Here is a 14470-nt window from a genome sequence, read left to right on the forward strand (position 1 = left end):
CCATGGCCGTTTATCTGCGCATGCTGGCCAATCTGGCGTTGGGGGGATTCTTCCTCGCCTCGGCCGGATTCAAGCTGGTATCCCCCGCCCTGTTCATCGAGCAGATCGGCGCCTTTGGCCTGATCTGGCCGCCGCTGATCCCGTTCGCCGCTTGGGGGCTGATTGCCCTTGAGCTCTGCGCAGGGCTTGCAGTTATCGCCAACCGGCGCTGGGGACTCTGGCTGGTGATCGGGCTGCTCGCCCTGTTTATTCCGGTGTTGGGCTATGGCGTTGCCATCGGGCTCGACATCTCTTGCGGCTGTCTGGGCAGGGCTGATCTCAGCTCGCTGCCTGAGGCCATTGTGCGGGATCTGCTGCTACTGACGCTTGCGGGCGCCCTGCTGCGAACTTCCCGCCCCGTTTTTTCCATTCCAAAGGAGTAGTGACATGATGACATTGCGATCCCGCACTCTGGTGGCCTCGCTGATCGCCGCCAGCTTTGCCCTCACGGGCTGTGGCGACAACCAGTTCGAGCAGGAGGTGAAGATGGAGCAGTCGGCGGTGCAGTTGGCACAGGAGGCGCAGCAGGGGGGCTATCAGCTGCTGACCGTGGCCGAGCTGAAGACCCGGATGGACAAGGGCGAGGAGCTGGTGATCATCGACACCATGCCCTATGAGGACTCCTACAAGAAAGAGCACATCCCGGGCGCCAAGAACTTTGTCTTCGTGAAGGAGGCCAAGTCAGGCGACAACTGGAGCGAGATTGTCGAGGGGAGCGGTACGGCGGAGCAGTTCCAGGCGCTGCTGGGTGAAGACAAGTCCCGCCCGGTGGTGATCTACTGCGGCTTCGTCAAGTGCGGCCGCAGCCACAACGCCGCCGCCTGGGCGGTGACTCAGGGCTATCAGCAAGTCTATCGGGTGCCGGGCGGCATCTTCGCCTGGAAAGGAGCCGGTTACCCCGTCTCTGCCGAGTAACCGCGTCTGCCCACAAGGCAACACAGCCGATATGAAAGAAGCCCGCAACTGCGGGCTTCTTTCATATTGGGCAACACTCGGAGTTAACTGGCGGCCTGCGTCTGCACCGTCTCCACGTTGGCCAGCTGCTGCTTGCCCAGCAACCGTTTGGTGATCATGGCCGCCATGATGGAGCCGTTGACGTTGAGAGCTGTGCGGCCCATATCCACCAGCGGCTCGATGGCGATCATCACCCCCACAAGCGCGATGGGGAAGTTGAGTGTGGAGAGCACGATCAGCGCAGCGAAGGTGCCGCCACCGCCGACGCCAGCCACCCCGATGGAGCCCAGCGCAATCACCGGCAGCAGGGTGAGCAGGAACAGGGGATCAAACGGGTTGATGCCGAGCATGGGGGCAATCATCGCCACCATCATGGCTGGATAGATGCCGGCACAGCCGTTCTGGCCGAGGTTGGCACCGAACGAGGCGGCAAAGTTGGCGATGCTGGCGGGCACCCCAAGGCGCTGCTGGGTCTCGATGCTGAGGGGAATGGAGGCGGCGCTGCTGCGGGAGACAAAAGCGAAGGTGAGCACGCCCCACACTTCCCGCAAATAGTGCAGCGGGTTCTGACCGATCAGCAGCAGGATCACCATGTGTACCGCAAACATCGCCAGAATGGCGACGTAGCAGACCAGAATAAAGCCGAGCAGGCTGAGGATCTCGCTCAGGGGATAGTGAGCCACCACCCGGGCGATCAGTGCCATCACGCCATAAGGGGTGAGCGCAATCACCACCCGCACCATCTTCATCACCCACAGTTGCAGAGTGTCGATGGCCACGGCGGCGCGAGCCCCCGCCTGCGGATGCTCCGCCTTTAACTGCAGCAGGGCAACCCCCGCCAGCACGGTAAAGATCACCACGCCGATCACCGAGAGGCCGCGGCTACCCGCCATATCGGCGGCAAAGTTGGTGGGCACCAGCGAGAGCAGCAGGGCCGGCAGGGTCTGGGCACCGTCGATGGTGCTCATACTCTGTTGCAGCGCAGCGCTGTCGCTGCCGTGGCTCAACAGCCCCTCGGCAGTGAGGCCACTCAGATGGGTCACCGTCATCCCCACCACACCGGCGATCATCACCAGGGTCAGCATGGAGCCGATCAGCACGGCGCTGATCTTGCCGAGGGACTGGGCCTGCTCCAGCTTGTTGATGGCGGAGAGGATGGAGGTGAACACCAGCGGCATCATCACCACCTTGAGCAGGCTGACATAGCCACCGCCGATGATATTGACCCACTCCAGGGTCTGCTGGACGCCGGCATCATCGGCGCCCCACCCCAATTGCAGCGCCAGCCCGAACAGGGCGCCAAGCAGCAGACCCGCAAGCACCTTGCGCGAGAGCGGCAAACCGGTAGGCAACCGGGTGAGAGCAAAACAGAGCAGACAGAAAACAAGCGATGCAATCAGGACAAACATCATGAATACCTGTAGCGGCCATCAGGGCCGATTGTGGAGAGAGAAAACAGCGGGTGCGAGCAGAGTCGCGAGGGAAAACACCAAATGGCAGGCGTGAAAAAGCAGCGGACGCCCGGGAAGGCGTCCGCTGGCAATCGGGGGAATTACTTCTTTACGGTGACGACGCGGTTGTCGATAAGGCGGGCCTTGCCAAGATAGGCAGCCATCAGGATCACCAGCTGCGCGCTCTCGTCAGTGGCAGATTCGAGGGTGGCGGCATCGACGATGTCGATGGCATCGGTACGAAAACCGGCATTGTCGAGGCGTTGGCTGGCCTGCGCCACCAAGGAGGGCAGGTGGTGGTCACCCGCTTCAATCTGCTCGGCGATCCAGTTCATGGTGCGCGCCAGCTCGGGGGCAATGGCCCGCTCGGCGGCCGTCAGATAACCGTTGCGCGAAGAGAGCGCCAGCCCGTCTTCGGCCCGCACGGTCGGCACACCGACGATCTCGATGGGCATCGCCATGTCGGCCACCATCTTGCGAATAAGAGCCAGCTGCTGGTAATCCTTCTGGCCAAAGCAGGCCACATCCGGCTGTACCAGATTGAACAGCTTGGTGACGACGGTACTGACACCACGGAAGTGACCAGGGCGCAGCGCCCCCTCCAGCAGATTGGAGAGACCCGGCACCTCGACGAAGGTCTGGCTGGCCAGCCCCTGCGGATACATGATCTCCGGGGTCGGGGTGAACACCATATCGACGCCGGCGGCTTCCAGCGCAGCGCAATCCTGCTCCAGAGTGCGCGGGTAGTTGGCAAGATCCTCGGCCTTGTCGAACTGCATCGGGTTGACGAAGATGCTGACCACCACCTTCTCGGCGTGGCTGTGCGCCTCTTTCACCAGTGTCAGGTGGCCCTGATGCAGATTGCCCATGGTGGGCACGAATGCGATGGCACGCCCTTCACGGCGCCATTGGCTGATCTGCTCACGCAGAACGACGGGATTATTTACGACCAACATCAGCAGTTCACCTTTAGATGAATCAATAAGATACGGATTAGCTATACAGATTAACTGTGCGAGGCTGACAAGCAGAGACGGGGGCCGCAGCCCCCATCATGCAACCGCCAGGATCAGTTGAAGCAGTGCTCCGGGCCGGGGAAGCTCCCCTCGCTCACCTGCTGGACATAGAGGCGGATGGCGGCACGCACATCGCCGGTCTCGGCCAGGAAGTTCTTGGTGAACTTGGGCACATAGCCGGAGGTGACGCCAAAGGCATCGTGCATCACCAAAATCTGACCATCGGTCGCGGGGCCGGCACCAATGCCGATCACCGGGATGCGAAGCGCCTTGGTGATGCGCTCGGCCAGCGCAGTGGGCACACACTCGAGCACCAGCAGCTGGATACCGGCCGCTTGCAGTTCGAGGGCCTGACGGTAGATCTCCTGCGCCTGAAACTCATCGCGCCCCTGCACCTTGAAGCCGCCAAAGACATGAACGGATTGCGGAGTGAGACCGAGGTGACCACACACCGGCACCCCGTTGCGGGTGAGGTGGCGGATGGAGTCACACAGCCAGTCGCCCCCTTCCATCTTGACCATGCGGGCACCGGCCGCCATCAGGCGGGCGGCGTTCTGGTAAGTCTGCTCGGGGGTGGCGTAGCTCATGAACGGCATGTCGGCGACAACCAGTGCCTTGCTGGCACCGCGCGCCACACAGCGGGTGTGATAGACCATCTCATCCATGTTGACCGCCAGGGTATCCTGACCCCCTTGCAGCACCATGCCCAGTGAATCGCCGATGAGCAGCACGTGGGCCCCCTCGTCGTCGAACAGCTTGGCAAAAGTGGCATCATAGGCGGTGATGGCGGTGAACTTTTGACCGTCCTGCTTCATCTTCAGCAGGCTGGCGGTGGTGATCTTGCTCATAGAGGCTCCTGTACGTCTGCACGCGGGGCAATGATGGCCAAATCATTGTGCGGGCAGCGGGCAACCAGTCGGGCGAGCGGGGTGCCGCAGGGCAGCACCAGAGCAGGCGCAATTTCGGCAAGGGGCAGCAGCACGAACTCCCGCTCCTTCATGCCGTAGTGGGGTACGATCAGGCGCTCATGGTTGATCACCTGATCCCCATAGAGCAGCAGATCGAGATCCAGAGTTCTCGGCCCCCAACGCTCATCTTTGCGCACACGTCCCTGTTCCAGCTCGATTTTTTGTAATTGATCCAGCAGCGCAAGGGGCGCGAGCCGGGTATTGAGCCGGGCCACGGCATTGACGTAGTCCGGTTGGTCAGCAGGCCCCATGGGGCGGCTGCTGTAAAACGACGAGGCCTCCACCAGCACAGATTCCGGCAACCTTGCCAACGCGGCAACGGCGCGACGAGCCTGACCCAGCGGATCAGACAGGTTGGAACCAATGGCGATGAAGACCTCGGTCATCACGTCTGTTGTCACTCGGCCACTTTCGGTTTGCGGCGACGGGGACGACGACGGTTGCGGCTGTTGCTGCTGCGCTTCTCGCCATCGTGGCTACGGACCTCACCGCGCTCACCGCTTGCCGGGCGACGGGTCGCTTCCCGTTGCAGTTGCGGGCGCACATCCGGATTGGAGGCAACATAGCGCTCCCACCAGCTGGCCAGCTCGCCGAGACCGCGCTCGACCCGGTTGCGCAGCAACAGGAAGTCGAACGCCGCGCGGAACTTGGGATGCTCCATGGCGCGCTCGGGGTGCTTGCCCTGACGACGGGTCAGCCGCTGTTGCAGTGCCCAGATGTCGCGGACATCTGTGGTGAAACGGCGGGGAACGGCGATGATCCGCACCTGATTGTCCAGCACCTCGTTGATCGCCAGCATGAAGGCGTCATACCAGGGCAGGCCGCTCTCGTTCTCCAGCACCCGACCACGGGCCTCGACGCAGCCCCACAGCAGGGTGGCGTAGAGGAAGGCGGGGGTGACGCGCTTATCTTCGCGGACGCGGGTGTCGGTATCGATCAGCGCCTGCTCGATAAACTGCTCGTAGGGCGAGTTGCCGTGCGGGGTAAACAGCGCAGCCACTTGCGGGAACAGCTGCTGGAACAGGCCATACTCGCGCAGCAGTTTGTAGGTCGCCAGACCGTCGCCAGCCAGGAACAGCTTGAGGGTCTCCTCAAACAGGCGGGCAGCAGGGATGTCTTGCAGCAGTGGCGCCAGCTCCTTGATGGGGGCGGCGGTACGCGGGCTGATGGTCATATCCAGCTTGGCGGCGAAGCGCACGGCGCGCAGCATCCGCACCGGATCTTCACGATAACGGGTCTCGGGATCGCCGATCAGCTCAAGCTTGCGCTCGGCCAGATCTTCCAGACCCCCTTCGAAATCGTGCAGGGTGAAATCTTTGGCGCTGTAGTAGAGGGCGTTGACGGTAAAGTCGCGGCGCTCGGCATCCTCTTCGATAGTGCCGTAGACGTTGTCGCGCAGCAGCATGCCTTCATCAGACTGGGCCGACACATGTTTACTGGTATTGACCTGATGGTGGTGACCCCGGAAGGTGGCCACTTCGATCACGTCACGACCAAAGACAATGTGGGCCAGGCGGAAACGACGGCCAATCAGGCGGCAGTTGCTGAACAGCGCCTTGATCTGCTCCGGCGTCGCATCGGTTGCGATGTCGAAATCCTTGGGCGTCTTCCCGAGCAGCAGATCCCGGACTCCGCCGCCGACCAGGTAGGCCTCATAGCCCCCTTTGTTCAGGCGATAGAGCACCTTGAGTGCATTCTCGCTGATCTCTTTGCGCGAAATAGGGTGCTGATCACGGCTTAAGGTACGACGTTGACCGGCGACACGGGCTGGAATGGGGGATTCCACCGACTGCTCGCCGTCTTCCTTGCCGAGCACCTTGCGGCAAAAGTTTGCGATCTGGGAAAAAATGGTACACCTCTTCATGACTTCTAAATTGACGGGAGGCCAAAAAATAGCGGCCTATCATAGCTCACGCCTAACCAAATGAAAAACCGTGCTGACAATTGATCCCGCATGAAACCGCCTGCCAGCGAAAATAGCGGTCAATCTGCACATAGCTCACGCCTGACCAAATGAAAAACCGTGCTGACAATTGATCCCGCATGAAACCGTCTGCCAGCGAAAATAGCTGTCTATCAGCGCCCAGCTCACGTCCTATTACACGAAAACCGGCTCTCTTTACTCAATGTCCAGCGGGATCTTCTCGCTGGCTGGCACCCGTTCTAGCTGCCAGTTAGCGATACCCCATTCGATGATCTCGTCGATCCGGCTCGCCATCAGCTCGGGCGGCGGGCACTGGCCGAGGAAGTGCAGCGCCTGCCACAGGGCCGGTCGCACCTCATCAAGCGCCAGCGCCGGCGCATGGTTCTGCTTGGAGAGCTTGTTGCCATCTGCCAGCACCGCCAGCGGCAAATGCACCCAGTCGGGCACCGGTGCACCCAGGGTCTGGTAGAGGGCAATCTGGCGCACCGTGGGCTCCAGCAGATCGGCGCCGCGCACTATCTCGGTGATGCCGCTGTCCATATCATCCACCACCACCGCCAGGTTGTAGGCATAGAGCCCGTCGCGGCGACGGATAATAAAATCCTCCTCGGCGAGCGCCGCAGGGACCGCGATACGGCCCTGCAAGCGATCGTCGAAGTGGTAGACCGGATGGTGCTGGCGCAGCCGGGCGGCACAACCTTCGGCCGCAAGTCCCAGCGTGCGGCAGTGGCCGCTGTAGAGACCGCCCGCGGCCATGATTTCGCGCCGGGTGCAACGGCACCAGTAGAGATCCCCCGCCCGATAGAGCTGGTCGATGATCTCGTCATAACGGCCGTGGCGCGCGCTCTGGAACATCACCTCCCCATCCCACTCGAGGCCATATGCTTCAAGAGTCTTGAGGATCAGGTGCGCTGCCCCTGCCATCTCCCGCGGCGGATCGATATCTTCGATGCGTACCAGCCAACGTCCCTGCTGCGCTCTGGCCTGCAAAAAGCTGCCGAGGGCGGCGATCAGCGAACCGAAATGAAGCGGGCCTGAGGGTGAGGGGGCAAAGCGGCCGACATAGGGGCGCACAAGGAGTGAGGACGGGGGATTCACTGGCATGACTGTTCGGGTAAGCGATTCATTGAGGCTGCATTCTGGGGTGCGACCGCCAAAAGCTCAATAAAAAAGGGAGCCCGCGAGCTCCCTTTTTCATATACCAGAGGGTCGGGATCAACCGGCCATCTGTTTTTCCTTGATCTCGGCCAGCGTCTTGCAATCGACACAGAGGTCGGCTGTCGGACGGGCTTCCAGACGACGGATACCGATCTCGATACCGCAATGTTCGCAGTAACCGAAATCATCGTCTTCAAGCAGCTGCAAGGTCTTCTCGATCTTCTTGATCAGCTTGCGTTCACGGTCGCGGGTACGCAGTTCAAGAGCGAACTCTTCTTCTTGCGCGGCACGATCCACGGGATCCGGAAAGTTGGCAGCCTCGTCTTTCATATGGTCGACGGTACGATCAACTTCCTGCATCAGTTGGTTGCGCCAGGCACCCAGGATCTTGCGAAAATGCGCCTTTTGTTGGTCATTCATGTACTCCTCACCCGGCTTTTCCTGGTAAGGCGCGACACCCGCAATGGCCAGGGGGCCCAGAGATTTCCTGTTTTCGCCTGTTGGCATGCCCTGTCTCCTAATTCAGCACGCTACCCGTGCCATCCATAAATTGAGGGCGACATCTATAGCAGAAGGGTAACGGGTAAGCAAACGAGCCGTACCAATAATGTTACCCACTCCAATATTTATGCACTCCCCTCGGGTAACAGGTGACCAGATTCAAACGGGATAAACCCTTGAGCCACCATGCCTTGCACCCCAACATGGGGCCGATAGCATAAAATTTCAACCCCCGCCGCGATTGCCTGCTCAATTAGCAGACTATAGTGCGGATCTATATGGGTTGCAGGGCGCATCCGGCTTATTCCGGAGTGCAACACCATAAAGAGCAGCACGGCCCTGTGGCCCGCCGCTTTCATCGCCATCAACTCGCGCAAATGCTTGGCACCACGGGCGGTGACCGCATCGGGGAAGTAGCCCATGCCAGCCTCCTCCCGCTCGTCGAGCAGGGTGACCGATTTTACCTCGATGTAACAATTGCCCTTCTCATCATCTTCCAGCAACAGATCGATGCGACTGTTCTCTTCGCCATACTTCACCTCGGTGCGCAACCGGCTGTACCCCGCCAGCGGAGCGATAGCCTCCTGCTCGATCAGCTCCCGGGCAATCTGGTTGGCGCGCGCCGTGTTGACGCAGATAAAGTGGCCCGCCGGGCTCTCGGCGATCTCCCAGCTGTTGGGCAGCTTGCGCTTGGGGTTATCGGAAGTGGAGTACCAGACCCGGGTGCCCGGATCGGCACAACCGGTCATGGCACCGGTATTGGCGCAGTGGATAGTGATGACCTCGCCGTTATCGAGTTGCACATCGGTCAGAAAGCGCTTGTAGCGGGCCACCAGCTGGCCCGATTGCAGGGGGGGATCAAAAATCACGGGTTAGCCCTCCGCGCATCTTCTTTTACCCGGGCACGCAGCGGCCAGCAGGCAAGCGGCTCGTAGCGAACCCCGTCCGGGGTCGAGATGGATTGATAGAGGCAGAACTCATCGGCCTGCAGCAGAAAATTTGGGGCAGGCAGGATGGCAGGCGCCTCGACCGCCTTGCGCGACAGGGTGACATGGGGGCGATAACCCTGCTCGCCATTGCCAAGACGCAACTTCTCGCCGTGGCGGCGCAGCGCCTTTGCCAGCACGGTCAGCTCGTTGGGCCACTCCTTCGGGCCAATCCAGGCAGCCTTGGCCCGGCTGAACCAGCCGGTCTCATCCAGCCTGATGGAGAGCGGCGGACAGTGCTGGCGCTCTACGGCGGCGATCAGGCGGCGGGTGGTCAACTCGTCCGCCTCACCCAGAAATGCCAGGGTCAGGTGGAGGTTGGCTTGCGGCACCGGCTGACCGGGCCAGGGCAGCTGATCGCGCCAGGCGATGAGCTCGGGGGCGAGCTCTTTGACGGGCAGGGCAAAGAAGAGTTTGGCCATGTGGTGATAATGCCTTTTTCACGCTCATTGGATGGGCCCATTCTATGGCAGCCATCCGGCCATGTCTCGCCACCCTCCCGCCCGAGTGACCATCTGCGCACATCCACTCACGGTGGCGCGGGTGGCTGTGGCAGAATAGGCGCCGTTTTACCGGTTGCCACAGAAGGTGCTCATCGCTTTGTCCCAGCTCCCCATCGTTTCGGTATTGCCCGAACTCTTTGCCGCCCTCGACAGCCACACCAGCGTGATCCTGCAGGCGCCGCCCGGCGCGGGCAAATCGACCCTGCTGCCGCTGGAGCTGGTGCGTCAGAACCGGCTACCCGGCCGCATCATCATGCTGGAACCAAGGCGCCTTGCGGCGCGCAATATCGCCACTTTTCTGGCGCGCCAACTGGGGGAGAAGGTGGGCGAGCGCATCGGCCTGCGAGTGCGTGGCGAGAGCCGCACCAGCGCAGCAACCCGGCTCGAGATCGTCACCGAAGGCGTGCTGACCCGGATGTTGCAGCAAGACCCTGAGCTGACTGGCGTCTCGCTGGTCATCTTCGATGAGTTCCACGAACGCAGCCTACACGCCGATACCGCATTGGCCTTCGCCATCGAGAGCCAGCAGGGATTACGCGATGACCTCAAGCTACTGGTGATGTCCGCAACCCTGGATGGCATGGCACTCGAGACCTTGTTGCCGGATGCCCCTGTGGTTCGCTCCGAAGGGCGCGGTTTCCCCATCGACTACCACTACCGCCCCGCCAATCGCCAGCAGTGGCTGGAGCCGCAGGTCGGCGCCGTGGTACTCGAAGCGCTGGCCGAGCAAGATGGCAGCCTGCTGGTCTTTCTGCCGGGACAGGGTGAGATCGAGCGGTTGGCGCAATGGTTGGCAGACAAACTGCCGGACGACGTGACCCTCGCCCCCCTCTACGGCCGCCTCGACATGGCGGCGCAGCAGGCAGCCATCGAACCAGCGCCTGCCGGCCGCCGTAAGCTGGTGCTCACCACCAATGTGGCGGAGACCTCCCTCACTATTGAGGGGATTTCGGTGGTGATCGATAGCGGGCTGGAACGACGGGCCTCCTATGATCTGAAAAGCGGTGTCACCCGACTGGAAACTCGCCAGATAGCCAAATCCTCCGCCACCCAGCGGGCAGGCCGAGCTGGCCGTCTCGGCCCCGGTGTCTGCTACCGGCTCTGGAGCAGCGAGGTCCAGGAGCGACTCGCCGAGCAGAGCCCGCCAGATATCCTCACTCAGGAGCTGACAGGCCTGCTGCTGGACGCCGCCCAGTGGGGGGCAAAGGTGGAAGATCTGCCGCTTCTCGATATGCCTCCCGCCGCCGCGGTGGCCAGCGCCCAGCGGTTGCTGGTGGCCCTTGGCGCCATGAAGCCGGAGGGTGAGCAACAACTCACTCCCGCTGGCCGCGCCATGGCCGCCTTCGGTACCCACCCTCGCCTCGCCCGCATGCTGCTGCGCGCCCGCGAGCTGGAATCCGAGGGTCTGACAGGGATTGTCGCCGATGCTGCTTATCTGGTGGCGTTGCAGGAAGAAGATCTGCGAGGATCGGAGCGCCTCTCTGTGCTGTTCCACCGCCGTCAAAACGCCCTGCGCCAGAGCGCGGCCCGCTGGTTTGAACGGCTTGGCGTGCGCCCAGCCAATGCGCAGGGTCAGTGGCTGGGGCTGCTCTGTGCTCTCGCCTGGCCGGATCGCATTGGCAAACTGCGTAGCGGCAGTCGCTATCAACTCAGTGGTGGGGTTAGCTGCGATCTGGTAGAAGGTCATCCCTGTCAGGGACAAGCCGCCCTTATCGCCATCGAGATGGGGCAGAACGATCGCGGCAGCCGCATCTTTATCGCCGAACCGGTCGATCTGGACGAGCTGGTACGCCTGCTGCCGGAGCTGGTGAGCGAACGGCAGTGGTTCGACTGGGATGAGCGCGAGGAGCGGGTGCGGGCCGAGCGCCAGCAGGTGATCGGCGAGCTGGTGCTGAGCCAGCGACCGCTGACCGAACTCTCTGACGAGCAGAAAGGGCGCTGCCTGCTGCAAGGCATTCGCCGCAAGGGGCTGCATGTACTGCCTTGGGACGAGAGCAGCGAAGGGCTGCTGGCCCGCCTGCGCTGCGCCCGCGACTGGCTGCCTGATGAGGGGTGGCCCACGATGGATGACGACAGCCTGCTGGCCACCCTCGAACAGTGGCTGCTGCCAGCGGTGAGCGGTATGACCCGGCTGGAGCAGCTGAAGAGGCTCAATATGAGCGACATCCTGCGCCAATCCCTGCCCTGGCCACTGCCCAAACGGCTGGACGAGGCACTGCCGAGCCACTTTGCTGCGCCCACCGGCAGCCGGGTGCGGATCCGCTATCAGCCGGGGCAGGCACCGGTGATCCCGGTACGCATTCAGGAGATGTTCGGGCAAGGCTCGACCCCCTGCGTGGCCGATGGCCGGGTGCCGCTGGTGGTGGAGCTGCTCTCCCCCGCCCAGCGACCGCTGCAGATCACCGCCGATCTGGCCGCCTTCTGGGCTGGCTCTTACGAGCAGGTGAAGAAAGAGATGAAGGGGCGCTATCCCCGCCACTACTGGCCGGATAATCCGCTGGAGGCAATGCCGACCAAGGTCACCAAAAAGAAGATGGGCATCTAGGTTCGATGGGTTAATCCCGCTCGGACGTTCGCGAATGCGACATAACAAGTAGAAAGGAAAGCAAAGAGGATTTATGGCAACCCAACGACGCAAGCGTGCCCCCAAGAAGGCAGCGCCCAAACGCACCATCTGGCGCAAGCTGTTCTGGCTTGGCTTCAAGCTCTCCCTGGTGGTGGCAGCCTTTATGGTGGTGTTTGGCATCTACCTCGATACCAAGGTGCGCGAGCGCTTCGATGGCGAGAAGTGGCAGCTGCCGGTGATGGTCTACAGCCGTCCGCTGGAGCTCTACCCCAGCCAGCGCCTGTCGCGGGACCAGATGCTGCGCGAGCTCAACATGCTGAGCTACAAGCAGGTGCGCCAGCCTCACACGCCGGGTGAATACACCATCAATGGCAACCGCATCGAGCTTATTCGCCGTCCGTTCGAGTTCTATGATGGCGCCGATGGAGCCCGTGGCCTGCGCCTCACCTTCAACGGCCCGCGCCTTGAGGGGATCCAGTCGCTGGAGAACCAGCGCCAGCTCGGTTACGCCCAGATGGACCCGGTGCTGCTCGATCGCCTCAATACCGAGGATCGGGAAGATCGCCTGCTGGTGCGTATCGCCGAAGTGCCCGACAGCCTGCTGGTGACCCTGCTCACCACCGAAGATCGCGACTTCTACCAGCATGGCGGCGTCTCGCCGGTCGCCATCATGCGGGCCATGTTCGCCAACCTGATCGCGGGTCGTACCGTGCAGGGGGGCAGTACCCTGACCCAGCAGCTGGCCAAAAACTTCTTCCTGACCCGCGAGCGCAGCCTGTGGCGAAAACTGCAGGAAGCCTACATGGCGGTACTGATCGACTATCGCTACAGCAAGGACGAGATCCTCGAGTCCTACCTCAACGAGGTCTATCTGGGGCAAAACTTCTCGCAAGGGGTCTATGGTTTCGGCCTCGCCTCCTACTTCTACTTCGGCATTCCGGTCAACGAGCTGGATATCGATCAGGTCGCCCTGCTGGTCGGTCTGGTGAAAGGCCCCTCCTATTACGACCCATGGCGCTTCCCGGAGCGAGCCAAGACCCGCCGTGATCTGGTGCTGAAGCTGCTGATGGATCACGGCAGCCTGACCCAGGCCGAGTATGAACTGGCCAGCCGCCAACCCCTCGGCATCATCGCCCGTGGCCAGATGAGCTATGGCCGCACCCCGGCCTTTATGGGACTGCTCAAGCGGGAGATCCAGAGCCGCTTCGGCGCCGATCTGCTCAAGCAGTCCGGCCTCAAGATCTTCACCAGCCTCGATCCCATCGCCCAGCACGCGGCCGAGCGGGCGGTCGAATCGGGCCTCGCCGATATCGAGAAACTGCGCGGCAAGAAGAAGCTGGAGGCGGCCATGGTGGTCTCCGACTGGCACAAGGGCGAAGTGGTGGCGCTGGTGGGTGGCCGCGATCCCCGCTACGCAGGGTTCAACCGGGCGCTGGATGCCCGCCGCCAGATCGGCTCGCTGGTGAAACCGGCGGTCTACCTGACCGGTCTATCCAACGGCCTGACCCTGGCGACCCCGCTCAAAGATCAGCCGATCCGCATTCGCGGTCAGGATGGTCAGGTCTGGACGCCGCAAAACTACGATCGCAAGTTCCGCCAGAGCGTGCCGCTGATGGATGCATTGGCCAGCTCCCTCAACGTACCGACCGTCAATCTGGGTCTGCAGGTGGGGCTGGAAAAAGTGGTCGACACCCTGCACAAGCTGGGAGTCCAGCAGGAGATCCAGCCCTATCCGTCGCTGGTGCTGGGGGCGGTGGCCCTCTCCCCGCTGGAGGTGAACCAGATGTATCTGCCCATCGCCAATCAGGGACTGACCCAGCCGCTGTCGGCCATTCGCGCCGTAGTCAACGGTGATGGCAGCCTGCTCTATCAGCATGATCAGACCGCCAAGCGGGTCACCGACCAGCAGGCAAGCTGGCTGACCCTGTTCGCCATGACCAAGACGGTGAGTCAGGGCACGGCCCGCGCGCTCAGTGCCAAGTTCCCCGGCGCCACCATGGCGGCCAAGACAGGCACCACCAACGAGCTGCGCGACTCCTGGTTTGCCGGGATGGACAACAACGAACTGGTCAGTATCTGGGTCGGTCGCGACGACAACACCCCGGCGGGCTTGACCGGTGCCAGCGGTGCTCTGCAGCTATTTAGCGGCTACATGAGCCAACGCGGCGTCAACAGTCTGGGGCTGAAGATGCCGGAAGGGGTCACCTGGGCCAACTTCTCCCGCGCCAGCGGCACCCGCGTCACCAGCGACTGCCCGGGCAGCCTGCAGGTGCCGGCCAAAGCCTCCACCATGGGCTCCCCGGCCGGCTGCGCCAGCAGCGCGACGCCGCGCAGTGCGCTGGATGACTGGTTCGGCGGTTTCTTCAACTAGATCAACGACACGGGCAGCGCAGGCTGCCCGTTC

Annotated in this window: 13 protein-coding genes; 4 read left to right on the forward strand and 9 right to left on the reverse strand. The window is 62.4% G+C overall.

Features of this window, described 5'->3' with window-relative positions; genetic code table 11:
* The first annotated feature begins 2 nt into the window (after positions 1-2).
* Positions 3-422 carry a MauE/DoxX family redox-associated membrane protein gene (locus AB5Y99_RS09450; protein WP_368209553.1) on the forward strand — a complete coding sequence of 140 codons (420 nt, stop codon included), beginning with the start codon at positions 3-5 and terminating at the stop codon, positions 420-422.
* 4 nt (positions 423-426) lie between these two features.
* Entirely contained in the window at positions 427-954 is a 528-nt protein-coding gene (locus AB5Y99_RS09455; protein WP_368209555.1) for a rhodanese-like domain-containing protein, read from the forward strand.
* 83 nt (positions 955-1037) lie between these two features.
* Here the strand turns inward: AB5Y99_RS09455 and AB5Y99_RS09460 are convergent, their stop codons facing one another.
* The 9 genes from AB5Y99_RS09460 to thpR form a co-directional block, all read right to left on the reverse strand.
* Entirely contained in the window at positions 1038-2402 is a 1365-nt protein-coding gene (locus AB5Y99_RS09460; RefSeq protein WP_368209599.1) for a cation:dicarboxylase symporter family transporter, read from the reverse strand.
* Positions 2403-2545: 143 nt separating this feature from the next.
* Entirely contained in the window at positions 2546-3400 is an 855-nt protein-coding gene (gene panC, locus AB5Y99_RS09465) for a pantoate--beta-alanine ligase (protein WP_019445357.1), read from the reverse strand.
* 113 nt (positions 3401-3513) lie between these two features.
* Entirely contained in the window at positions 3514-4308 is a 795-nt protein-coding gene (panB, locus tag AB5Y99_RS09470) for a 3-methyl-2-oxobutanoate hydroxymethyltransferase (RefSeq protein WP_042063124.1), read from the reverse strand.
* Positions 4305-4814, reverse strand: coding sequence for a 2-amino-4-hydroxy-6-hydroxymethyldihydropteridine diphosphokinase (gene folK / locus AB5Y99_RS09475; protein ID WP_005354659.1), 510 nt, complete (start codon positions 4812-4814; stop codon positions 4305-4307). The genes panB and folK overlap by 4 nt, the downstream gene beginning before the upstream one ends.
* 11 nt (positions 4815-4825) lie before the next feature.
* The gene (gene pcnB / locus AB5Y99_RS09480; protein ID WP_139440709.1) at positions 4826-6292 is read right to left on the reverse strand and encodes a polynucleotide adenylyltransferase PcnB; all 1467 of its coding nucleotides are present in this window, start codon (positions 6290-6292) and stop codon (positions 4826-4828) included.
* A 255-nt stretch (positions 6293-6547) separates the two neighbouring features.
* Entirely contained in the window at positions 6548-7456 is a 909-nt protein-coding gene (gluQRS, locus tag AB5Y99_RS09485) for a tRNA glutamyl-Q(34) synthetase GluQRS (RefSeq protein ID WP_368209557.1), read from the reverse strand.
* Positions 7457-7567: 111 nt separating this feature from the next.
* Positions 7568-8017: an RNA polymerase-binding protein DksA gene (dksA, locus tag AB5Y99_RS09490; RefSeq protein ID WP_005335644.1), complete on the reverse strand. Its 450-nt coding sequence runs from the start codon at positions 8015-8017 to the stop codon at positions 7568-7570.
* Between the two features lie 119 nt (positions 8018-8136).
* Positions 8137-8880 carry a DNA/RNA nuclease SfsA gene (gene sfsA, locus AB5Y99_RS09495; protein WP_019444756.1) on the reverse strand — a complete coding sequence of 248 codons (744 nt, stop codon included), beginning with the start codon at positions 8878-8880 and terminating at the stop codon, positions 8137-8139.
* Positions 8877-9419, reverse strand: coding sequence for an RNA 2',3'-cyclic phosphodiesterase (gene thpR / locus AB5Y99_RS09500; protein WP_139436865.1), 543 nt, complete (start codon positions 9417-9419; stop codon positions 8877-8879). Before thpR ends, sfsA begins: the two co-directional genes overlap by 4 nt.
* Positions 9420-9597: 178 nt before the next feature.
* Here thpR and hrpB point away from each other — a divergent pair, with 178 nt between their 5' ends.
* The gene (hrpB, locus tag AB5Y99_RS09505; protein WP_368209559.1) at positions 9598-12045 is read left to right on the forward strand and encodes an ATP-dependent helicase HrpB; all 2448 of its coding nucleotides are present in this window, start codon (positions 9598-9600) and stop codon (positions 12043-12045) included.
* 73 nt (positions 12046-12118) lie between these two features.
* Complete coding sequence (mrcB, locus tag AB5Y99_RS09510; protein ID WP_042052390.1) at positions 12119-14437, forward strand: penicillin-binding protein 1B; 2319 nt, start codon at positions 12119-12121, stop codon at positions 14435-14437.
* Positions 14438-14470 lie beyond the last annotated feature (33 nt).

Source organism: Aeromonas sp. R4-2, from assembly GCF_040908295.1.
GTDB lineage: Bacteria > Pseudomonadota > Gammaproteobacteria > Enterobacterales > Aeromonadaceae > Aeromonas > Aeromonas veronii.

Bases quoted from the DNA above. Each gene is read 5' to 3' on its own strand.
- dksA (WP_005335644.1), bottom strand. From the start codon at position 8,017: ATGCCAACAGGCGAAAACAGGAAATCTCTGGGCCCCCTGGCCATTGCG.
- AB5Y99_RS09460 (WP_368209599.1), bottom strand. From the start codon at position 2,402: ATGTTTGTCCTGATTGCATCGCTTGTTTTCTGTCTGCTCTGTTTTGCT.
- mrcB (WP_042052390.1), top strand. From the start codon at position 12,119: ATGGCAACCCAACGACGCAAGCGTGCCCCCAAGAAGGCAGCGCCCAAA.
- gluQRS (WP_368209557.1), bottom strand. From the start codon at position 7,456: ATGCCAGTGAATCCCCCGTCCTCACTCCTTGTGCGCCCCTATGTCGGC.
- pcnB (WP_139440709.1), bottom strand. From the start codon at position 6,292: ATGAAGAGGTGTACCATTTTTTCCCAGATCGCAAACTTTTGCCGCAAG.
- thpR (WP_139436865.1), bottom strand. From the start codon at position 9,419: ATGGCCAAACTCTTCTTTGCCCTGCCCGTCAAAGAGCTCGCCCCCGAG.
- AB5Y99_RS09450 (WP_368209553.1), top strand. From the start codon at position 3: ATGGCCGTTTATCTGCGCATGCTGGCCAATCTGGCGTTGGGGGGATTC.
- AB5Y99_RS09455 (WP_368209555.1), top strand. From the start codon at position 427: ATGATGACATTGCGATCCCGCACTCTGGTGGCCTCGCTGATCGCCGCC.
- panC (WP_019445357.1), bottom strand. From the start codon at position 3,400: ATGTTGGTCGTAAATAATCCCGTCGTTCTGCGTGAGCAGATCAGCCAA.
- folK (WP_005354659.1), bottom strand. From the start codon at position 4,814: ATGACCGAGGTCTTCATCGCCATTGGTTCCAACCTGTCTGATCCGCTG.
- panB (WP_042063124.1), bottom strand. From the start codon at position 4,308: ATGAGCAAGATCACCACCGCCAGCCTGCTGAAGATGAAGCAGGACGGT.